Source organism: Bradyrhizobium sp. KB893862 SZCCT0404, assembly GCF_018130885.1.
GTDB classification, from domain to species: Bacteria; Pseudomonadota; Alphaproteobacteria; order Rhizobiales; family Xanthobacteraceae; genus Bradyrhizobium; species Bradyrhizobium stylosanthis.
In genome coordinates this window covers 334760-356648 of sequence record NZ_JAFCLT010000006.1, presented here as the reverse complement: position 1 = coordinate 356648, position 21889 = coordinate 334760, and the positions used below count along the sequence as shown (strand labels likewise).

At 62.3% G+C, this 21889-nt stretch carries 19 protein-coding genes; 16 read left to right on the top strand and 3 right to left on the bottom strand.

What is annotated here, in order from left to right:
- Positions 1 to 18: 18 nt before the first annotated feature.
- From JQ617_RS24855 to JQ617_RS24780, 16 genes are all read left to right on the top strand, one after another.
- The gene (locus JQ617_RS24855) at positions 19 to 1014 is read left to right on the top strand and encodes a SphA family protein (RefSeq protein ID WP_212028581.1); all 996 of its coding nucleotides are present in this window, start codon (positions 19 to 21) and stop codon (positions 1012 to 1014) included.
- Positions 1015 to 1219: 205 nt separating this feature from the next.
- Positions 1220 to 2899: an amidohydrolase gene (locus JQ617_RS24850; RefSeq protein WP_212028580.1), complete on the top strand. Its 1680-nt coding sequence runs from the start codon at positions 1220 to 1222 to the stop codon at positions 2897 to 2899.
- A complete protein-coding gene (locus JQ617_RS24845; protein ID WP_212028579.1) occupies positions 2896 to 4002 on the top strand; it encodes a CobW family GTP-binding protein in 1107 nt (368 codons plus the stop codon). The genes JQ617_RS24850 and JQ617_RS24845 overlap by 4 nt, the downstream gene beginning before the upstream one ends.
- Before the next feature lie 34 nt (positions 4003 to 4036).
- Positions 4037 to 5356: an ABC transporter substrate-binding protein gene (locus JQ617_RS24840; RefSeq protein ID WP_249157464.1), complete on the top strand. Its 1320-nt coding sequence runs from the start codon at positions 4037 to 4039 to the stop codon at positions 5354 to 5356.
- Between the two features lie 33 nt (positions 5357 to 5389).
- Complete coding sequence (locus JQ617_RS24835; protein WP_212028578.1) at positions 5390 to 6118, top strand: ABC transporter ATP-binding protein; 729 nt, start codon at positions 5390 to 5392, stop codon at positions 6116 to 6118.
- Positions 6105 to 6803, top strand: coding sequence for an ABC transporter ATP-binding protein (locus tag JQ617_RS24830; RefSeq protein WP_212028577.1), 699 nt, complete (start codon positions 6105 to 6107; stop codon positions 6801 to 6803). Before JQ617_RS24835 ends, JQ617_RS24830 begins: the two co-directional genes overlap by 14 nt.
- Positions 6804 to 6820: 17 nt before the next feature.
- Complete coding sequence (locus JQ617_RS24825; RefSeq protein ID WP_212028576.1) at positions 6821 to 7687, top strand: branched-chain amino acid ABC transporter permease; 867 nt, start codon at positions 6821 to 6823, stop codon at positions 7685 to 7687.
- A 5-nt stretch (positions 7688 to 7692) separates the two neighbouring features.
- On the top strand, positions 7693 to 8709 hold the full coding sequence (locus tag JQ617_RS24820; protein WP_212028575.1) for a branched-chain amino acid ABC transporter permease: 1017 nt from the start codon (positions 7693 to 7695) through the stop codon (positions 8707 to 8709).
- Complete coding sequence (locus JQ617_RS24815; RefSeq protein WP_212028574.1) at positions 8702 to 10177, top strand: amidase; 1476 nt, start codon at positions 8702 to 8704, stop codon at positions 10175 to 10177. The genes JQ617_RS24820 and JQ617_RS24815 overlap by 8 nt, the downstream gene beginning before the upstream one ends.
- 208 nt (positions 10178 to 10385) lie before the next feature.
- On the top strand, positions 10386 to 11057 hold the full coding sequence (locus JQ617_RS24810) for a helix-turn-helix transcriptional regulator (RefSeq protein ID WP_212028573.1): 672 nt from the start codon (positions 10386 to 10388) through the stop codon (positions 11055 to 11057).
- A 273-nt stretch (positions 11058 to 11330) separates the two neighbouring features.
- Positions 11331 to 12287 carry an ABC transporter ATP-binding protein gene (locus JQ617_RS24805; protein ID WP_249157523.1) on the top strand — a complete coding sequence of 319 codons (957 nt, stop codon included), beginning with the start codon at positions 11331 to 11333 and terminating at the stop codon, positions 12285 to 12287.
- Positions 12284 to 13360 (top strand): ABC transporter ATP-binding protein, encoded by a 1077-nt coding sequence (locus JQ617_RS24800; RefSeq protein ID WP_212028572.1) that lies wholly within the window; start codon positions 12284 to 12286, stop codon positions 13358 to 13360. The genes JQ617_RS24805 and JQ617_RS24800 overlap by 4 nt, the downstream gene beginning before the upstream one ends.
- Before the next feature lie 4 nt (positions 13361 to 13364).
- Entirely contained in the window at positions 13365 to 14864 is a 1500-nt protein-coding gene (locus tag JQ617_RS24795; protein WP_212028571.1) for an ABC transporter substrate-binding protein, read from the top strand.
- 12 nt (positions 14865 to 14876) lie between these two features.
- Positions 14877 to 15824 (top strand): ABC transporter permease, encoded by a 948-nt coding sequence (locus tag JQ617_RS24790; protein WP_212028570.1) that lies wholly within the window; start codon positions 14877 to 14879, stop codon positions 15822 to 15824.
- Positions 15821 to 16720: an ABC transporter permease gene (locus JQ617_RS24785; RefSeq protein ID WP_212028569.1), complete on the top strand. Its 900-nt coding sequence runs from the start codon at positions 15821 to 15823 to the stop codon at positions 16718 to 16720. The genes JQ617_RS24790 and JQ617_RS24785 overlap by 4 nt, the downstream gene beginning before the upstream one ends.
- Positions 16721 to 16741: 21 nt before the next feature.
- Positions 16742 to 18319, top strand: a complete 1578-nt coding sequence (locus tag JQ617_RS24780; RefSeq protein WP_212028568.1) for a gamma-glutamyltransferase family protein — start codon at positions 16742 to 16744, stop codon at positions 18317 to 18319.
- 25 nt (positions 18320 to 18344) lie between these two features.
- Here JQ617_RS24780 and JQ617_RS24775 read toward each other — a convergent pair whose 3' ends face one another.
- Genes JQ617_RS24775 through JQ617_RS24765 form a run of 3 tightly spaced genes read right to left on the bottom strand, consistent with a single transcriptional unit; the run spans position 18345 to position 21640 of the window.
- A complete protein-coding gene (locus JQ617_RS24775) occupies positions 18345 to 19697 on the bottom strand; it encodes an aminotransferase class III-fold pyridoxal phosphate-dependent enzyme (RefSeq protein WP_212028567.1) in 1353 nt (450 codons plus the stop codon).
- 18 nt (positions 19698 to 19715) lie between these two features.
- Positions 19716 to 20381, bottom strand: coding sequence for an HAD-IA family hydrolase (locus JQ617_RS24770; protein ID WP_349630646.1), 666 nt, complete (start codon positions 20379 to 20381; stop codon positions 19716 to 19718).
- The gene (locus tag JQ617_RS24765) at positions 20378 to 21640 is read right to left on the bottom strand and encodes a Tm-1-like ATP-binding domain-containing protein (protein ID WP_212028565.1); all 1263 of its coding nucleotides are present in this window, start codon (positions 21638 to 21640) and stop codon (positions 20378 to 20380) included. Before JQ617_RS24765 ends, JQ617_RS24770 begins: the two co-directional genes overlap by 4 nt.
- Between the last annotated feature and the right edge of the window lie 249 nt (positions 21641 to 21889).

The following is a 21889-nucleotide window of genomic DNA, read 5'->3' as shown; positions in this document are numbered from 1 at the left end:
ACCAAGGGGGACACGACATTGAAGAAAGCATTGATAACGCTGGCAGCCGTTGCTGCTGTGGCCGGAAGCACGCCGGCGGTCGCTTATGAGTTTGGATATGCTGGTTGGGCCCAAAAGCCCGGCATCACGTTGGGGGGAGGCACCGCAGCCGATCCGCCACCCGGGCTCTACTCGTTCAACCAGGTCTTCACTTATCAGGCCAACATTGTAGGCCCCGGCGCTCCCAACGTCGGCGGCGTTGCAACACCGGTTCATGCTGCGGTCGAAGCGTCCGGACTGCTTTGGGTGCCGGGCTGGACCTTCCTCGGCGCTACTTACGATGCAGTGATCGTGCAGCCATGGGTCATGGCTGACGTCGGCAACCCCGTGAACATCAACCCGGCCGGCATGCACAATACCTTTATTGTGCCTGCGGAGTTGAGCTGGCGGCTTGGTGACAGCGGGTTCTTCATCAAGGCCGGGCTTGGCATTTATGTGCCGAATGGCACGATCTCCGGCGTCAACGGTCTTGGAAATATCGGAAATCCGTGGTGGACGTTCCAGCCAAACCTTGTGGTCTCATATCTCAAGGATGGCTGGAATCTGACGGCCAATCTCTATCAAGAAATGAACACCAGAAGTACGGTTACCAACTACAAGACCGGTGACATCCTCCACGCGGAGTTCACAGCAACTAAGACGATCGGAAACTGGACCTTTGGTCCGGTCGGCTACTTCGCCGGCCAGGTCACGAACGACTCCTCGAGCGCGTTCTATGGCAATGCCATAAATACCAATCGTTATGCGCTCTGGGCCGCAGGCGGTCTCGTCGGATACAATTTTGGTCCTGCTGCATTGACCGTGTGGGCAACGCACGAGTTCTCCGCGTCGGCTTCCGGCGGAACGGCGGCTCCTCCCGGCTTCGACTCTGCTTCGATCACCAAGGGTTATTCGGTGTTCGCGAATCTGAGCTTCCGCCTGTGGGCACCGGATGAGCCGGCAGCGCCGCCGAAGCGGCCCTTCGTTCATAAGTGAGAGCTCTTGGAAGTGCCGAACCTCCCGCCGGTCACTCCGATGCCCGGGCGATCTGGTGACTGGGCGGGCCCATGCGGGCCCGCCCATTTTTTTCGAGACGGAAAGATTGCGGCACCTTGGCGTTGCCCGGTGATCCACCAAACGGCTGATTGTGGGCACGAGGCACCTGGCTCAGGTTCAGGTCGACGAGACCAAGGGAACTGAGATGACCGTCGGCAAGGCATTCGCGGATACGCTGTTTCGGGACGGTCGCATTTACACTGTCGACCGCAGCCGGCCTTGGGTGCAATACGCCGCCGTGAAGGGAGGACGTTTCATCGCGCTCGGCAACGAAGCCGATGTCCGTTCGCTGGTCGGGCCTGATACCAAGATCATCGATTTGGCCGGGCGGATGGCGATGCCCGGGATCATCGACATCCACAACCACATTATGGTTGGCGGGCACGCCGGGCTGTTCGAGCTACGCTTTCCATCAAGTTTCTCCATATTGCAGATCGCAGAGGCCGTTCGCAAGGCGGCATCCGAAGCACCGGCGGGCGCATGGATTGTTGGCGGTCAATTCGGCAACGACTTGCTGCAGAAGCTCAACACCGACGAAGCCGCGGCCCTGTTAAATGCCGCGAGCCTTGGTCATCCAGTGCTGCTGCGTGACGACAGTTATCATAATCGCTGGGCGAGCTTGGAGGCCCTCCGCATCGCGGGCATCGGGTCGGACACGACGAATCCGACCAACGGCGAGATTGGCCGCGACCTATCGAGTGGCGCGCTCACCGGCCTAATGATTGAAGCCGCATCCGGCATCGTCGAGCGGGCGCTTGCCGCGGCGGGGCATTTCACACCCGAAATGGATCGTGCCGCCGTGGCACATGCGATCGGCGTGCTCAATTCGTTCGGGGTTACGGCCTTCCTCGACGCCGCAAGCATGCAGCCGATCCTGGCCGCGTTGAAGGGGTTGGATGATCGCGGGGAACTGACCGCGTGGTCTGCGTGCGCGATGCCGATCGTCGAGCCGGCCTTCATGTTCGGTACCGCAGGTGACGAACTGTTCGCGTTGCGTGAGGACTATCGCACCGCTCACGTCAAACCGGATTTCGCGAAGATCTTTCTTGACGGAGTGCCCGGCGCCAGGACGGCAGCCTTCCACGAACCCTACGTCGCCGATCCAGTGCGCGGCTGCTGCTTCCGCGGCTCGACCATGCTCGACGTCCCCGGCCTGATCCGCTGGCTCAGCAAATGCGAGAAGCTTGGCATCGCCGCAAAGATCCACTGCGCGGGCGACGCATCGGTGACGCAGGCGCTCGACGCGATCGACGTGGTGCGGTCGTTCAACGGGCCGACGTCGCTGGTCCATCATATTGCGCATGCGAGCTACATCACGCCGGCCGATATCCCGCGCTTTGCCGAGCTCGGCGTTGCCGCGGATCTCTCGCCGATCATCTGGTATCCCACTGTGTTCCTCGAGGCGCATAAGGCCGCGATGGGCGAGGAACGAGCGCTGCGCTTCTGGCCGAACAAGGATCTCAGGGAGGCTGGCGCGCTGATGGCGGGTGGCTCGGATTGGCCGGTCGTCCCCAATCCCGATCCCTGGCAGGGCATCGAGGGAATGGTGACGCGGCAGAATCCGTCCGGCGATTTCCCTGGCGTGTCATTGTGGGCAGAGCAGGCCCTCGATCTGGCCACCGTGATCGAGATCTACACGATCGAGGGCGCTCGCGCGCTCGGTCTCGCCAAGACCATCGGATCGATCGAGGTCGGGAAATCCGCCGACATGATCGTGCTTGACCAGTCCATCTTTGACGTCAAGCCGGACCGGATCGCCGAGACCCGGGTCGAGATGACCTTCTTCGAGGGCCGCAAAGTCTATGAGCGGGGCGCCGAGCGATGACAGGCCCCGCAGACCGGGCGTTGATTCCCGTCACCGTTCTCACCGGCTTTCTTGGCAGCGGGAAGACCACGGTGATCAATCATTTGCTGCGTCGGCCTGAGCTTCAGGGCGTGGTCGTGATCGTCAACGAATTCGGTGCGGTCGGACTCGATCATCTCCTGATTGAGACCAGTGAGGAACGCTTCGCACTGCTCGAGAATGGTTGCATTTGCTGCTCGGTGCGGGACGATCTAATCGTAACGCTAGGCCATCTGCAAAGGCGCAGGCGGGCCGGGGCACTGCCAGAATTTACGCGCGTGCTCGTGGAAACCACCGGCCTTGCCGACCCGGTCCCGATCCTGCACACATTGATGACATCGCTTGACCTCGCGGGACATTACAGGGTCGACGGCGTGGCGGTGACAGTGGACGCCGTCAACGGTGCGCGGACGCTGCAACGTCAGGACGAGGCGATCAAGCAAATCGCCGTCGCTGACCGGATAATGCTGACCAAATGCGATCTGGTGGATGCGGCGACCGTCGCGGCTTTGCGGCGGATGATCGCCGCCATCAATCCGACGGCGACGTTGCAGCCGATCGAAAACGGATCCGTGGAGCCCGCTTCAATTCTTGACGCCGGGATGTTCGACCCATCAGCGCGGACGCAGGACGTCGCGGCTTGGTTCGACGCGGCGTCTAGCACCGGGCACCACCACGGTATTGGTTATGCTCCTCACGAGAATTGCGGCCCGGACTGTGATCACAAGGATCACCACCATCACGCCCATGATCCCGGCATTTCGAGCTTCAGCCTGACGATCAATGAGCCAGTCCAGTGGGCGGCCTTTTCGCGCTGGCTGGACTATGTGGCTACCCTCAAGGGCGAGGACCTGCTGCGCTTCAAGGGATTGGTCCAGATCGCCGAACGTCCAGACAATCCGGTCGTAGTGCATGGTGTGCAGCACATCTTCCATCCACCGATCGAACTGAAGAGCTGGCCGTCCGCCGATCGTGCGACTCGGCTCGTCTTCATCGTCCGAAACATCCCACGGGACGTGATCGAAAACACGCTGGTTCGCTTCGCCGCGATCCGCCGAGGCGCGATCGAGCGGCCCGCGGCTTGAGATTTCTGGATTTGCATTAGCTGAAGAGGACGTCATGACTGACCAGCATAGGCTCTTGAACACCTCGACCACGCGTATCAACCGTCGAACCCTGCTCAAGGGCGCAGGCGCAGCGGGGGTCGCTTCGGCTGCTAACTTCCCCCTCGTGAACGTCGCGCGTGCAGCCTCAAACACGCTCAAGATCGGCTGGGTCGGCTGCCTCTCCGGTGTGCGCGCGCCATTTGCCGAGCCGGATTCTTGGGTCCACGAGCGTATCAAGGCCTATCTGAAGGACGGGTTGAAGATCGGCGGCAAGAACTACGCGGTCGAGTTCGTTATCAAAGACAACCAGTCCGACCCGAACCGTTCGTCAGTGGTGGCGAGCGAACTGGTACTGCGCGAAAAATGTGATCTGATCCTCATCGAGGATGGTGATGCTGCCATTCCCGTGGGAGAGCTCGCCGATGCGCGCGGCATACCGACCCTCTCGACGATGGTGCCGTGGCAAGGGTGGATGTTCCCGCGCAAGTCGACGCCGGACAAAGGCTTCCCCTATAGTTTCCATTTCTTCTGGGGCGCCGATGACGTAGTCAAGAACTTCGTCGGCATGTGGCAGTCGGTCGAGACCAACAAGAAGGTCGGCACACTTTATATCGATAATCCCCCGGGCACGGCGTTTTCAGATGCCAAGCTGGGCCTTCCCGGAGGTATTAAGCAGGCCGGTTTCCAGGAGCTTTCTGCCGGCCTGTTCCAGATCGCAACCGACGACTTCTCCAACCAGGTGTCAGCCTTCAAGAACGGCGGCGTGGATATCGTCTCCGGTTTCACCTACGGCAATCATTGGGTCACGTTATGGAATCAGGCCGCGCAGGCTGGTTTCAAAACGCAGATCTGTACGGTCGCGGCGGCCTTCCTGTTTCCCAGCGCGCTGAACGCGCTAGGGGATCGCGGCGACGGCATGTCGACGGAAGTGTGGTGGACGCCGGCCTATCCGTTCAAATCGTCCCTTACGGGGCAAACCGCAGCAGAGCTTGCGGCCGAATGGGAAAAGACGACCGGCAAGCAATGGACACAGCCGATCGGCTACGCCCATGCGCTATGGGAGGCGGGAATTGCTGCACTGCGCAACAGCGATCCCAAGGACAAGAACTCGCTGCGCGATGCGATCGCCGGCCTCGATATCGAGACGATCGTAGGCCCCGTGAAGTTCAAGGGCTCTCCGATCAAGAACGTCGCAGTGACGTCTCTGTCGGGCGGCCAGTGGCGCAAGGCTAAGAGCGGCAAATCGAAATATGAGCTCCTGATCGTGCACAACGGCACGGCGCCGTTTATTCCCAAGCAGGCCGAACTCGCGCTGCTCTCGAAGTTGGCGTGACGCGCGTAGTTGCGAAGGGCGGAATCTCGTTGCATGACCAGCCTTCGCGTCACCGGCCTGTGCAAGAGCTTCGGCGCCATCAAGGTCGCCGAAGACCTCTCTTTTGACGTCGGTTCGGGCGAGTGCCTCGGCGTCATCGGCCCGAATGGCGCGGGGAAGAGCACGTTGCTCAACCTCATCGTCGGGCTGGTTCGCTCGGAGGCGGGATCCATCGTGCTCGACGGGCGCGACATCGCGCATCTCGCGCCATATCAGCGCGTGAGGCTGGGGGTCGGTCGGGCGTTCCAGATCCCGCAGCCCTTTCCGCATCTGTCTGTGTTCGAGAATGTGCTAGTCGCCGCGAGCTTTGGCGCAGGCTTGAGCGATCGTGATGCCTCGGCCTGGGCCATGGACGTACTCGGCCGGACTGGGCTTGCGGCCAAGGCTGACTTGCTAGCCGGCGCGCTGCCGCTCATCGATCGCAAGCGACTGGAATTCGCCAAGGCGCTGGCATCGCGGCCGCATCTAATCCTGCTCGACGAAATTGCGGCCGGTCTGACGGAACCGGAGGTGGAGCGGCTCGTCGAGATCATCGCTACGGTCAAGGCCGATCATGCCATGATTTGGATCGAGCATATTCCGCACGCGCTGCGGGCGGTCGCCGATCGCGTCCTCGTGCTGAATTTCGGCAGCAAGGTGCTAGAAGGTCCGCCGGCGGACGTCATGGGGAGCCAAATTGTCCGCGAGATCTACATGGGGTTGACGGCCGATGACGCTGCTTGAGGTGACCGGCCTGAATGCGTTCTATGGCGATCTTCAGGCGATCCAGGGTCTGGATTTCAGTGTTGCGGAAAGGGAGAGTGTGGCCCTGCTTGGAGCCAACGGCGCCGGCAAATCGACCTTTCTCCGTGCGCTTGTCGGCCTGATCGAGACCAAGTCCGGGGCGATCCGTTTTGCGGACCGCGATATCTCGCAAGAAGAGGCTGAGGAGATCGCGGGACTTGGCCTCGGCATGGTGCCTGAAGGGCGAATGTTGTTCGATGCGCTGACGGTCGAAGAGAACTTGCTGATGGGTACGCTTACGCGCCGAGCCGGTTCGTGGACGCTGCGTCGGGTGTTCGATCTTTTTCCGATCCTTGAAGAGCGGCGCAATGCGCGTCCGGCGCAGTTGTCGGGAGGGCAACAACAGATGGTTGCGATCGGCCGCGCGCTCATGGCCAATCCAAGGCTGTTGCTGTGCGACGAGATTTCGCTGGGACTGGCGCCCGTGATCGTCGATCAGATTTATCGCTCCTTCGCTGACATTCGCGCCGAAGGAACGGCGCTCGTCCTCGTCGAGCAGGACGTGAAGCGGGCTTATGCGGCGGCTGATCGTGTCTACTGCCTGTTGAAGGGGCGGGTTTCGCTCAGCGCGGCAGCGCGTGACGTAAGCCTTGCGCAGCTTACGCAGGCCTATTTCGGCATATAGCCCGGTCGGGGGTACGAATGGCTTGGGTTGAAACATTAATCAACGGAGCTCTTCTGGGCGGCCTCTATGGCCTGCTTGGAATCGGCCTTGCCTTGGTGTTCGGCGTCATGCGCGTCGTCAATATCGCTCATGGCGAGTTCATGGTGCTGAGCGCCTTTTTTTCTGTCTTCCTCGTCGGCATGTTTCCCTCAATCCATCCATTGCTCCTGCTCATTCCCGTTGTCGCGACGTCCTTCGTTGTCGGCTGGCTGTATCAGATGCTCATCGTCAATCGCGTCGCGCGCCAGCCGGATCCGCTTGCGCCACTGCTCTTGACGTTCGGTATCTCGATTATCCTGCGCAACTTGATGGTCGAGCTGTTCGGAGCCGATGTGCGAAGCGTGCAGCTAGGCGAACTGTCACGTGCGAGCCTCGAACTGCTTGGTCTCAATATTGGGATCATGCCGCTGCTCACGCTGCTTCTCGCCGTGTTGCTGTTCCTGACGCTTCAGTGGATCCTGAAGCGGACCACGTTCGGACGTGTCATCCGCGCCACCGCTGATCGGCGCGATATTGTGCGCCTGTTCGGCATCAAGCCGGACCGCGTCTACAACTACGTCATGGGCTTGTCGCTGGCGCTCGGTGCCATCGGAGGCGTGCTGCTCGCCGTTCGCTCGAGCTTCACGCCGTTCTCCGGCGCGGAACGCCTCCTTATCGCTTTCGAGGTAGTGGTGCTTGGCGGCATCGGATCGTTCTGGGGCGCACTGGTCGGCGGGATCGCCCTCGGCATGGCGCAACTAGCCGGTCTGAAGTTCGATCCCAACGCCGGGTTGCTGTACGCGCATCTGCTGTTCTTCATTATGCTGTTGATCCGGCCCGCCGGTATCGTCTCCAACCGGACCTGACGCCGATGTCGAGAACCTCAACCCTGGTGTGGACGGCAAGCGCCGGATTGATCGCCGTGGCGCCGGCTCTGCTTGGCGAAGGCGCATTGCGCTTTGCGACCGAATGCTTTCTGATCTTGAGTATGGCGCAGATGTGGAACTTGCTCGCGGGCTACGGCGGGCTCGTGTCGCTCGGCCATCAGGTCTTTGTCGCGCTCGGCGCCTACGGCTTATTTCTCAGTTCGGGGTGGCTTGACGTCTCGCCATACTGGACCCTGCCGGTGGCACCCGTGATCTGCGCCATCGTGGCCGCGATCATCGCCCTGCCGCTGTTCAGGCTGCGGGAGGCCTATTTCTCGATTGCGATGTGGGTGTTTGCAGAAATCATCGCCGCGCTCACGACAAAGTCCGCTTTGATGGGGGGAACCGCCGGCGTGACACTGTCGACAAGCCGGCTGCTCAATTTCGACTGGTTCGAGTCCGTTCTGTTCTGGATTTCCGGTGCGCTCGCGTTGGGCACGCTCGGGGCGCTCTATCTGCTGATGACGTCGAGCTTCGGTCTCGGCCTGATGAGCGTGCGGGACAATGACGTCGCCGCAACCAGCGTCGGCGTGAATGTGCAGCGCAATCGCTTCATTGTCTTCGTCATTTCGGCGGCCGGTTGCGGCCTCGCCGGGGCGTTAAGTTTTCTCGGCAATCTCTATGTAGGGCCGGCGGCCGCATTCGACGTCAACTGGGTCGTGTACATGATGTTCATCGTCCTGATCGGCGGGATCGGCACGCTGGAAGGTCCAATCGTCGGCATGATCATCTTCTTTGGCCTCCGCGAGATTATCACCGATCAACTGGGAATATCGGCGGGCTGGTACCTGGTCATGCTGGGCGTGGTCGCGGTGATTGTGATGCTATGGTCGCCGCGCGGACTTTGGCCGATGCTGCGCGACCGAACGGGCGTGAACCTGTTGAGCATCCGGCGCCTTGCGCCGAAGCGTGGGTCCGCGTGCAGCGGGACATCAGATCGAGGAGTGGGCCGCCATGCCTGAAATCGACATGACCTACTCGACCGCCCGAGCGATGAAGGAGGCGCTTGCAGCGCGCAAGGTCAGTGCGCTGGAGCTGCTCGACCTGCACCTTGCAAGGGTGAAGGCGCTCAATCCGGTCTATAACGCGGTGGTCGCGCTGGACGAGGAGGGCGCGCGCGAACGGGCCCGTGCCGCGGACGAGGCGAGCGCGCGGGGCCATGGCAACGGACCGCTGCACGGCATCCCGATGACGATCAAGGACTCGTTTGCTGCCGTTGGAATGGCGGCGACCTGCGGTATCGAAGAGTTGCGCAATTATCGTCCCGCGCAGGATGCCGTCGCTGTTGGACGAATTCGCGGGGCTGGCGCAGTGATCTTCGGCAAAACAAACCTGCCGGCTGGCGCGGCGGATCATCAATCCTTCAATGCGCTATTCGGTCTCACGCTGAACCCCTGGAATGTAGAGCGCACGGTGGGGGGATCATCGGGCGGATCGGCGGCCGCGCTGGCCGCCGGCCTGACGCCATTGGAGCTCGGCAGCGATATCGGCGGCTCGATCCGCGTGCCTGCGCATTTCTGCGGCGTATATGGACACAAGTCGAGCCACGGTCTGGTCTCGGTCGAGGGCCACATCCCACCACCTCCCGGCCATTTCGCCGAGCCTGAGCTCGGCGTGGCGGGTCCATTGGCGCGAAGCGCGGCTGATCTTGAGCTCCTGCTTGACGTCGTGCTTGGGCCGCCGGCTTTTGGACCGGGTGCTGCAGGCATCCAACTGCCTCCGCCGCGGCATCACGAACTCGGGGCGTTCCGGGTCGCGGTGTGGAACGACGACGAGGCCTATCCGTTGGACTCATCCTATGCCGCGGCGATCGAGGCATTCGTGTCTGATCTGCGCCGGCTCGGCGTTCACGTCGACACGGTTGCTCGGCCAGCGATCGACCCTGCGGAGAGCTATGCAGTGTACCTGCAAACGCTCTTTGCGATCATCGGTGCGGGCCTGCCGCCACCAGCGCGCGAGGCCGTCATCGAAGCGGGGAAAGGAGCGCCGGCGGACAGCTACGCGCGGCGGATATCGGATGCGGTCCAACAGACCCTGCCGCAATATTTCGATCTTGCTGAGCAGCGCCAGAAGCTGTTCCGCGCGTGGCGCAACTTCTTCGTCGGTCATGACGTTCTGCTGTGTCCGATCACGCCAACGGTCGCATTTCCGCACGACACGGCGCGTGCCGATATGGCGGCCCAGTTCGAGCGCCGCATCATCGTCGACGGCGTGCCGATCCCCTATATGGACAATCTCACCTGGCCCGGCCTCGTAACGGTCGCAAATCTTCCGGCGACCGCCGTTCCGACCCGGCGTCTCGTTGGCGGGCTTCCTGCTGGCATACAGATCGTTGGACCCTATCTCGGCGATCGCACCACGCTGAAGTTTGCGCAGTTGCTCGATGAGCGGCTGGGTGGCTTCGTGCCGCCGATTGGCCGAACGGCCTGACAGGTCGACTGCGTGAAGAGCAATCCACCGAAAGGTGGATGCGATCGTTTGCGGTCACGGCGGAGTTCACCAGCTATTTCAGCGACATCACGCAACGGCTGGCCCGCATTTTGCTTGACTGGACAGAATGTCTGCTCCAGCGTGGAGGACACGGACGCGTCTGACGTCCGGTTTCAGGTTTCAGGGAAGTAACCTAGGAGGGTTGGCCATGTTTACGCCCATAGGCCGCTCAGATTCGGCCACCGGTCAGGCTGTTCAGTTCGCGAAGGGCATACTTGAGGGTTCGTCGACGGCCTTTTACGAAGTCGATGACGATCTGAAGCTGACGCGTTTCATGCTGAGCAACGTCTCGGCCGATTTTCATCGTCAGTATGTCGAGTCAATGAATCGTCTCGACCCGCTGCACCCCAAGCATGCGGCCGATAAGCCCTTCGCAAGGTTGAGCGTGGCGACCGAGCAATGCTTCACCGCCGAAACTGCTGCCTATCGGTCCTTCGCCAATCAATGGGGCATTGTCGACATGGTCGACTTCTTCTTTCGTCGCAACGGCAGGATCGTTGCTGGAATGAGTATCCAATGGGGACCGGGTTGCAAGATCCCCGATGGCACGATGGATCTCGCTGCAAAGATTCACGACTATCTGGAATTTAATCTAGTCGGTCGGACGCCATTGGCGGGAGAAGAGGCCTCGCGCTACGGTCTCACGTCACGCGAACTCGATGTAATCGAGCTTGTCTGCTGTGGGCGGACCAACCGCGAGATCAGCGAGTGCCTGGGTATCGGGCACGCAACGGTCAAGACGCATCTCATCCACATCTTCGAGAAGCTCGGTGTTGAAACGCGCTCGGCCGTGGTTGCGATGATGTCGAAACTACATTGAAGGGTTAGGCGCCGCCCTGCTGCCCCGCGTGATCGATCTCCACCATTCGGTTGATTGAGCCGAACCAGCCGGCACATCACGGTACCTTGATTGTTTCTTCAAGGGACTGGCGTAACTCCGGCGATGTCACCGCATGGGCTCGGGCTCGAGAGCATCCACCCGCTTGCCGCAGGACCGCTCCGTTTGAGCGGCGGGCTGCCCTCGTCGCAATTGGCGCAACAAATAGTCCCAGCTTCCGGCAGCAGCCCGACGTCGTCTCATCTCAATGTTCCTTTGCAGCCGTTGCTTGAGGTGCGCGATCTGCGCGTTGTCACCGGCAACGATGGCGTCGCCCTGGTCGATGGGCTCTCTTTCACCCTCAACCGTGGTGAGACCCTCGGGATTGTCGGCGAATCCGGCTGCGGAAAATCGCTGACATCGCTTGCATTGATGGGGCTCCTGCCGCGGGGAATGAAAGCAGGAGGCGAAGTGCGCTTCGAGGGCGCCGACCTCTTGACGCTAAACCCCGCCGCGATGCGCGACCTGCGCGGTGACCGACTTGCGATGATCTTCCAGGATCCGATGACGAGCCTCAATCCGGCACTCACCATCGGCTTTCAGATCGCAGAAGGATTGATCCGGCATCGCGGCTGCGACCGTCGCGAGGCGCGCGATCGTGCGATCGATCTCTTGCGCAAGGTGCGATTGCCGGCCGCAGAGCGCCGCATCGACGAATACCCGCACCAACTTTCGGGTGGCATGCGCCAGCGCGTCATGATCGCGATGGCGCTGATCTGTCAACCCACGCTCCTGATCGCGGACGAGCCGACGACGGCGCTCGATGTGACGGTGCAGGCGCAGATCCTAGATCTCCTGCGCGAGCTGAAAGACGAACTGCGCTCGGCGATGATCTTCATCTCGCACGATCTCGGCGTCGTTGCCGAGAATGCCGACCGCGTGGCGGTGCTCTACGCGGGGCGTATCGTCGAGGAGGGGCCGACGCGTGCCCTGTTCGAACAGCCCGAGCATCCCTATACGATCGGCTTGATGGGATCGATTCCGCGGATCGACGTCGCCCGCGAATGGCTCCCCGCGATTGGAGGGACGCTTCCGCTCGCATCCGATCCGCCGCCGGGGTGCCGGTTCGAGCCGCGGTGTCCGTTTGCAGCGGAAGTCTGCCGTGAGGCCAGCCCGGAGCTGGTCGATCTGGGCGACGGGCACTTTGGCGCCTGCTGGAAAGCGCCGCTATGAGCGAGCCGATCCTCAGGGCGGTTGATCTTGCCAAGCACTACCCGGTTGAAGCCGGGATTCTTCGGCGGGGCCGGAAGCTGCTGCGCGCGGTGGATGGCGTCAGCTTCGACGTCGTAAAAGGAGAGACCTTGTCCCTGGTCGGTGAGTCCGGTTGCGGCAAGTCGACGACGGGGCGAATGCTGGTCCGGCTGATCGAGCCGACTTCAGGTCACGTCGAGTTCGAAGGTGCTCGATATCGCAGCGGGACCTCGCGCGGACGTGCGCCGCGCCGCATTCAGTTTGTGTTCCAGGATCCCTATGCGTCGCTCAATCCGCGAATGACAGCCGGCGATGCGGTCGGCGAACCGCTCCTGCTCCACGACATTGTTCCGAGGCCGCAACGCGCAGCGAGGATTGCCGAGCTGCTGGACATGGTTGGACTGCCGGCATCGTTCGCCGCCCGGTATCCGCATGAGCTGTCGGGCGGCCAGAGGCAGCGCGTCGGCATCGCGCGGTCCTTGGCGCTCGAGCCATCCTTCATCGTTTGCGACGAGGCGGTATCCGCGCTCGATGTCTCCGTGCAGGCGCAGATCCTCAACCTGCTCAAGACGCTCAAGATGCGGCTTGGACTGAGCCTGCTGTTTATTGCTCACGATCTGGCCGTCGTAAAGCACATCTCCGACCGCATCGCGGTCATGTATCTCGGCCGTCTCGTCGAGGTGGCCGCTACGTCAAGCCTGTTCAGCGGACCTCGTCATCCCTATACGCGTGCGCTGCTGGGTGCGATCCCGAAACCATCGTTCGGACACGCCCGTGCAGCCACGATCAGCGGCGATATTCCGAGCCCGATCGATCCGCCCAGCGGATGCCGCTTTCACACGCGCTGTCCGCTGAAGGCGGACATCTGCACACGCGTCGAGCCGCCCATGGAGGCCATCGCGTCGGGGCACACGGTCGCTTGCCACCGCTGGCGCGAGGTCGCGCCGATGCAGGCTGCGGCCCGTGCAGACGACGACTTCCATCAGGAGCGAATCCAGCGGCTCCTCGGCTTTTTCCAGGACAGGCCGGCGTCGGCCGCCATTCAGCAGGGGTAGATTCATGAAACGGCTATTGGTTGCGACATTGGCCTTGCTCACGGTTTCGGTCGGCGCCCAGGCGCAGACCTTGCGTTTCGGGTTCAACGAGGACGTCGACATCCTCGATCCGACGCTGAGCCGGGGATTCACCACGCGCATGATTTTTGGCGCCTTGTGCGACAAGCTGATCGACATCACGCCGGACCTGAAATTCGTGCCGCAACTGGCGACGTCCTGGTCGTGGTCCGATGACAATCTGTCGCTCATCATCAAGCTGCGCCCCAACGTGGTCTTCCACGACGGCGAACCCTTCAATGCGGAAGCGGTGAAGTATTCGATCGAGCGGCATCAATCGATGCAGGGGTCCCAGCGCAAGGCGGAGCTCGGGCCGCTGAAGTCGGTCGAGGTCGTCGACGACCTCACCGTACGGCTCAACCTCGCCTCAGCCTTCACGCCTCTGGTCGGCTATCTCTCGGACCGCGCCGGCATGATGGTGTCGCCGAAGGCCGCCAGGGAGCTCGGAGACAAATTCACGACCGCGCCGGTCTGTGCAGGTCCGTTCAAGTTCAGGGAGAGGGTGGCGCAGGACCGCATCGTCGTCGACAAGTTCGACAAGTACTGGAACAAGGACAACATCCATCTCGATCAGGTCGTGTTCAAGACCTTGCCGGATGCGACCGTTCGGCTGGCAAACCTGCGCTCCGGGCAGCTTGACCTGATCGAGCGGATCGCGCCGATCGACGTCGCCGGCGTGAAGTCGGACAACCGCTTCGCCGTCGAAGAGAGCACCGAGCTCGGCTGGAACGGCATCCTTTACAACATTGGTGCCGGCGACAAGGCGAAGGGACCGATGGGAGTGGATCCGCGGATTCGTGAAGCATTCGAGCTCTCGATCGACCGTGATGGGCTCGTCCAGGCGATGTCGAAGGGCCAGTACACGCCCGGCAATCAGTGGATCGCCCCGAGCAATGCGTTCTATGTCAAGGACATCCCGATTCCGAAGCGCGACGTCACCAGGGCCAAGGCGCTGCTCGCCGAGACAGGTCAGCCTCATCCCGTCGTCACGCTCGTCACCCCGACACAGACTGAGACCGTGCAGTTTGCGCAGATCATCCAGGCGATGACGCGCGACGCCGGCTTTGACGTCAAGATCCAGGCGACCGAGTTTGCGACCGCGCTCGACATGACCCAAAAGGGCGATTTCGAGATGTTCACCTATTTCTGGAGCGGCCGGACCGATCCTGACGGCAATATCTACAACTTCACGGCCTGCAATGCGCCGCTTAACATCGGCAAATATTGCAATCCTGACGTTGATGCTGCGCTCCAGGCGGCGCGCCGCGCTTCCGAACCGCAGGCGCGTCGCGAGGCCTGGGCCAGGGCTGCGTCGATCATCCTGAAGGATCGGCCAATGCTGTTTGCCTTCCATCGCAAATACTTCTGGGGACGGAAGGCGGAGATGAAGAATTTCGTGGCCTATCCCGACGGTTTGGTTCGCTTCGCCAATTTGAGAATGAACTGAGGCGCGACCGTCATGCTCGGTTTCCTGTTGCGGCGAATTTGTCTGATGCTCCCGACGATCTTCTTCGTGTCGGTCATCGTCTTTTCGCTGCAACAACTCCTGCCGGGCGACCCCGCGCTGACGCTGGCGGGCGACGAGGCATCGCCCGCGGTCGTCGCCGAAATTCGCGCCAAATATCATCTCGATGATCCCTTGCTGGTCCGCTACGGCAAGTGGGTGGCGGGAATTGCGCATGGCGATCTCGGCATTTCGCTGCGGACGCAGCAAACCGTCGTCGAGCTCCTGAAACAGAAGATCCCGGTGACGCTGGAGCTCGCGACGCTTGCGATGATCGTTGCGCTGACGTTCGGGATATCGCTCGGCATTCTCGCCGCGATCTCGCGGGGAGGGCCACTGGACTATGCGGCCCGTTGCGTGGCCTTGTTCGGCATCTCGATGCCCGCATTCTGGCTCGGAATCCTCTTCATCCTGCTGTTCGCAGTCAAATGGCGGGTGCTGCCGGCGTCCGGCTATGTCCCGCTCACGGAGGGGCTGCTCGACAACCTCCGCTCGATGATCATGCCCGCCACGGTTCTCGGTCTTGCGGTGAGCGGCGTGATCATGCGTCACACCCGCAGCGCAATGTTGCAGGTGCTGTCGAACGATTACGTGCGGACGGCACGGGCCAAGGGGCTAACCGAAATGACCGTGATCCTCGTCCACGCGCTGCGCAATGCCGCGCTGCCGATCATCACGCTGGGCGCACTGGAGTTCGGGCAGTTGCTGTCCGGGACGGTTCTCACCGAAACCGTGTTCTCGATGCCGGGATTCGGCAAGCTCGTCGTCGACGCCGTGTTCAACCGCGACTATGCGGTCGTCCAGGGCGCCGTTCTCTGCACCGCGCTCGTGTTCCTGCTCCTCAACCTGTTTGCGGACGTCGCCTATGCCGTGGTCAATCCACGGCTGAGGGTTCAGTCATGACGATCGCCCTCAGCATCCGCCAGGTCAGGCCACAGGCTTCGCGGCAGAGTCCGTTGCGTCTGGCGTTGGCAGCCCTGGCGGGGCAGCCGGTCGCGCTCGTGGCAGCGGCAATCGTGGCGACGGTCGTGGTGGTCGCGGTTGGCGCAGACCTCATCGCTCCCTTTGATCCGGCGGCAGCAGACTGGGCCGCCCTTCGCGAACCGCCGAGTCGTGCCCACTTGTTCGGCACCGACGATCTCGGACGGGACATCCTGTCCCGGATGATCTTTGGCGCCCGCGCCTCCCTCATGGCGAGCCTCGTCTCGGTCAGCATCGCCTTTGCGGTCGGGGTGCCCGTGGGGCTGTGTGCCGGCTATCTCGGCGGGCTCGTCGACGGCGTCGTGACCCGGTTCACCGACGCGATGCTGGCGATACCGGCCCTGATCTTCGCGGTATCGCTGGCCGCCTTCCTGGGGCCGAGCCTTATCAATGCCGTGATCGCCATTGGTGTAGCCGCCATTCCCGTCTTCGTCCGGCTCAGTCGCGCCCAGGCGATGGGCGTGAAGTTCGAAGAATATGTCGAGGCCGCCTATGTCGTCGGCAATCCACGCTGGCGCATCGTGCTCAGGCATATCTTCCCGAACATCGTGCCCGCGCTGATCGTGCAGGCGACGCTGACCATGGCCTTTGCGGTGATCGCCGAGGCCAGCCTGTCGTTCCTGGGCGTCGGCCAGCAACCGCCGGGTGCGTCCTGGGGCAACATGCTGACCACGGCCAAGAACTATCTCGAGGAAGCGCCGTGGATGGCGATCTGGCCGGGCGCTGCGATCTTCCTGATGGCGCTGTCCTTCAACCTGCTCGGCGACACCTTGCAGGATGTGCTCGATCCGAGGTCGCGGCCGCGGACGATGGGTTAATCAGAGAATGAGGACGTTGTAATGAGAGACTTCATGGCGATCGCCCGATCCGTCGCGGTCGCTGACAAGGGTATGGCTGCGACGTCACATCCGCAGGCGACCCTCGCGGCCGTCGAGATCCTGAAGGCAGGTGGTAACGCCGTCGATGCCGCGATCGCTGCAGTGGCGGTGCAGGGTGTCGTCGAACCGCAGATGACCGGGATCGGCGGCGATTGCTTTGCGCTCTATTCGCCAAAAGCCGGGTCGCCCATTGCGCTCAATGGTTCCGGGTACACGCCGGCCGGTACGCTCGCGGACAAATACGCCGGCGCGGGCGCTCGCGATATTCCGCCGACGTCGCCGGAATCCGTCACCGTGCCCGGTGCGATCGACGCTTGGTGCACCCTGGTCGCCGATCACGGCAGCAAGTCGCTGGAGGAGATCTTTCGTCCCGCCATCCTTGCCGCTGAACAGGGCTTCCGCGTGACGCCGCGCGTGGCCGCAGACTGGGCGCGGTTCCGGTCGCGCGTAGAGGATCATCCGGCCACCGCGGCTCAATTCCTGCCGGGTGGCCGGCTGCCGGAGGTCGGCGATAGCAGGTCCCAGCCGAAGCTCGGACAGACCCTGCGCCGGGTCGCCCGTGAGGGACGCAAAGGCTTCTATGAGGGAGCTGTCGCAGAAGAGATCGTCGGCGTCTTGCGCGGGCTTGGCGGCGCGCATCGTCTTGAGGATTTCGCCGCGCAGAGATCGAACTACGTCACGCCGATCTCGGCGCGCTATCGGGACCACGACATCTTTGAGTGTCCGCCGAACGGGCAGGGCCTGGCGGCCCTGATGATCCTGCGCACGCTCGCCGGTTTCGATGTCGCTGGTCTCTCGGAAGCCGACCGCGTTCACCTGCTGGCGGAGGCCACCAAGGCAGCCTATCGGGCCCGCGACGCCTATTTCTGCGATCCGGCCACGGAGAAGATCGATGCCGGCTCGTTCCTGTCGGACGACTACATCGGCGCAATCAGCAACAAGATCGACATGACGCGCGCCTCGTCAAGCCAGACATGGGACGACATCGAGCATCGCGACACCGTCTACGTCACCGTCGTCGACCGCGACCTCAGCGCGATTTCGCTCATCAACTCACTGTTCTATCCGTTCGGTAGCGGAATCTATGCGCCGGAGTCGGGCGTGCTGCTCCACAATCGCGGCTGGAGCTTTCGCGCCCGGCCGGGTCACGCGAATTCGCTCGGACCGCGCAAGCGGCCGATGCACACGATCATTCCGGGCATGATGATGCAGAATGGCCGGGCCGTGATGCCGTTCGGCGTGATGGGCGGGCACTATCAGGCGGCCGGCCACGCCAACCTGATCTCGAACATTCTTGACCTCGGCCTCGACATCCAGGCTGCCGCCGAAGCGCCGCGGTCGTTTGCATTTGATGGCGTCTTGTCGCTGGAGACGACAATCCCGTCGGCGATCAGGGACGATCTGCTCGCACGTGGCCACGATGCCCGCTGGTCGGAGGAGCCGATCGGCGGCTGCCAGGCGATCCGGATCGACCATGCACGCGGCGTGCTGCTTGGGGCCTCCGACCACCGCAAGGACGGCCTCGCGCTCGGCTTCTGAGGCCGGCGAAGCCGCTCCTCGAGTGTCAGGCGATCGCCGAAAGGCCGGTGTCGATCCCTTCGGCAATCCTTGCGACATCTGCCGTCGTGAGGATCAGCGGCGGCGACAGGATGATGTTGTTGCCGGAGACGCGAAGCATCACACCGGCCTCATAGGCACGGTCGGCCACGGCCGCCATGGTCTTCTTGTCGATCGCCTTCTTGGTGGCGCGATCGGACACCAGCTCGATTGCGGCCATCAAGCCCTTGTAGCGGACGTCGCCAATTGAGGCGTGGCGCGCCCTGAGCTGCTCGAGCGCCTGTCCCAGCTCCTTGCCACGCGCGGCCGCGTTCTCATCGAGCCGAAGCCGCCTGGTCTCGGCGAGAGCCGCGATGCCGGCTGCGCATCCCACCGGATGCCCCGAATAGGTATAGCCGTGACCGATCGACCCGAAGCTGCCCTGGTCGGCCTCGAACGCTTCGGCAATCCTGTCGTTGATCAGGGTGGCCCCAAGCGGGAAATAGCCCGACGTGATCGCCTTGGCGATCGTCATCATGTCGGGCTTCACGCCGGATAATCGTGCGCCCGACCAGGCGCCGGTCCGGCCAAAACCGGTCACCACCTCGTCAGAGATCATCAGGATGCCATGCCGGTCGCAGATCTCGTGCGCGAGCTTCATGAAGTCATCGGGCGGCACGATCACGCCGCCAGCGCCGAGCACGGGCTCCATGATGAAGGCTGCGATCGTGTCCGCTCCCTGGAATGCGATCTCGTCCTCCATGGCGGCGGCGCAGAGCCTGGCGAGGCGCGCGGGATCGGTCTCGTCGAAGGGATTGCGATAGGTCCAGGGCGCCGGGATATGAAACACACCCGGCAGCAGTGGCTCGTAGTTGCGGCGGAAATTGGCGTTGCCATTGACGGAGGCGCCGCCGAAATGCGTGCCGTGATAGCCTTTCTTCAGCGCCAGGAACTTGGTGCGGTCGCTCTGTCCTTTGATCTTCCAGTACTGCCGCGCAAGCCTGAGGGCCGACTCGACGGAATCGGAGCCGCCCGAAGTGAAGAAGGCCCGTACCATGCCTTCGGCCTTGAACCATTCGGTGAGCTCATAGGCGAGCTCGATCGAAGGTCCGGTCGATGTGCCGCGGAAGCCGGAATAGTAGGGGAGCGCGTCGAGCTGATCCGCGATGGCCTTCTTGATGGGGTCGCAGCTGTAGCCGAGATTAACGTTCCAGAGTCCGCCAACCGCGTCGATCACGGTGCGCCCATTCACGTCGGTGATGTGGACGCCGTCGCCCTTCATTATGATCCGCGGCGGATTGGCGCGCATCTCCGCGGGATGTGCCATGGGATGCCAGATAGATTTGGCATTGTTCTCGATCAGGAAGTTGGTGTCGCGCATGATCTACCTGCCGTCATTCTAGGTGAATTCAAGGCCGAAGGGCCGCAACGCCGCTGCATATCCTGAATAAGGATCGCGAACGTCGAACAGGACCGTCTGGAGCCCGCATGCGATGGCACCGTCGATATTGCGCTTCTGGTCGTCGACGAACAGGCATGAAGCGGCATCCAGCGACAGCGCATCCAGTACCAACGCGTAGGCGCGTGGATCAGGTTTCAATATCTTGGTGTACGTGGCGTCGATGATCGTGTGAAAGCGCGAGAGCAGGGGCAGCCGAGTGCGGAATTCGGCACCATAGAACAGGTCGAGCTCGTTGGACAGGATCGCAAGTTTGAAGCCAGCGTCCGCGACCATCCGGATTGCGCGATCGGCTTCCGGCCGGATCACGGCCATCGGATCGGCTCCGCGCGCGCGTTTGACCAGAGTTTCCATGTCGCGCCAATCTTCACCGACCAGCCGTCCGACCTCTCGGCTCCGGCTAAGCCAGTAGTCGCGCTCCGAGATTTCGCCGCGCTGCATGGAGGCCCAGAGCAGATCCGTCTCAATCGCAAAAGGGCCGCGCCAGCTCAGGGTCCCGGGCGGCAGGCCCAGCGCTATCTCGCTCGACGCATGGGTTTCGAAAAGTGTTTTCGAGATGACGCCGCCGAAGTCCAGCACCAGCGCTTTAGAGTTGGCCGAGCTCACGCCGCGACCGATGTCTGACCGGCAGGAACGATCCCGGTCTTTACCCATTCGTCGAAAATGGCGAGCACAGTGGTGTTGAAGGCCTCACTATTAATGTGATCCTTGATCTCGTGGAATTCGATCGGCGCCCTGATCGCAGCGCGCATCTCGCCAATAAAGGCCGCGAGCCCTTCGGGATCGTGCAGCGCCTCGCCCTCTCGATCCCATTGCTGTATTCCACCCGTCGGTAGCACGAACGCGACCGGAGCCTGTGCTGAAGCAAGCTTGTCGGCGATCGCACGCGCGATCCTGCGTCGATCGTCCGGCCCGGAGGTTGCTGACGCCAGAAGCCGGTTGTGGGCATGGAACGGTCGATCCAGAAGGTGCGAAGGCGTGGGCAGCCACGCAGGGAAATCAACCATATCTATCGCGCCAGGCGCTACGATTTGCGGGATACCGGCCTTGCCTGCATTCTCCAGCCGATCAGCTCCGGAGTTGACCACCGAGCCGGTCAGTTGATTGGCGACCTCCTGAAGGCTGAAGTCGAGGATCGCGACAAAACCTCGCTTGGCGGCGATCGACTCCATGGCACGACCGCCCATGCCTGTCGTGTGAAACACCACGACCTCGTAGCCGCGGCTTTCCAGCGCAGGCTTGAGCTCGACCATGTAGCTGAGGCAGCTCTTGCCGAGCGAGGTCATGGCAACCACCGGACGAACCGTCCGCGGCCGCATCGCACTACGCGCCGCGCCGACCACGGCGCCAGAAGCCTGCGAGAGCACGGCCTTGCAGGTACCATTCAGGCCGTACAGGCCGCCAGCCCACAGGATCATCATGAGATCAGCTGCGATTCGCTCCGGCGGTATCAAATGCGAATATGCGACCGTCGAGATCACGAATTTCGGGACGCCGATCGGCAGAGTTTGAGCAACATCGAGGGCAAGATCCGTGCCCATGGTGCCACCGATCGCAAGCATGGCGTCAAAATCTCCGGCATCAAATAAACGCCGAGCAAGCCGCGCAGCGCCCAGCGCCATCAACGCCATCGCGGAGTTCTCGTCGCCACTTGCTACGATCGCCTCAATCGTGCTCTCGGCAGCGGCGGCAACGGCGTGCTTGTCGTGTTGCGGTGAATAGGAGGGGTCACCGAGCACGCTAACATCCATCATGACGGCTTCACCACCTGCTCCCGCGATGCAATTGCTAATGAAGAGCAACTCGTCTGCCTTGGTATCTCCTGTACCGATAACGAGAATCCGGGGGTGCGCGATGAGGGGCATGGTTGCTAGCTGCTCCGCGGTGTCGCCCCCACGGAAGCCGCGGCGGCTCTTAGGTTTAAAGACGGCTTGGCGCTGTCGCGGCAAAGAACGGGTAGGTGGAAAAGCTATGCCGTTCAAGTTTGTTGGACGCTTTGCGGCCGTTTTGGCATCAACCTATCGGTGGATTGCGATGTGGGAGGGTAAGAGCGCCTATTCTCCTCAGTCTGATATCGGAAAGGCGTGGGGATGCGTGTGGCGCATGCTCACGAT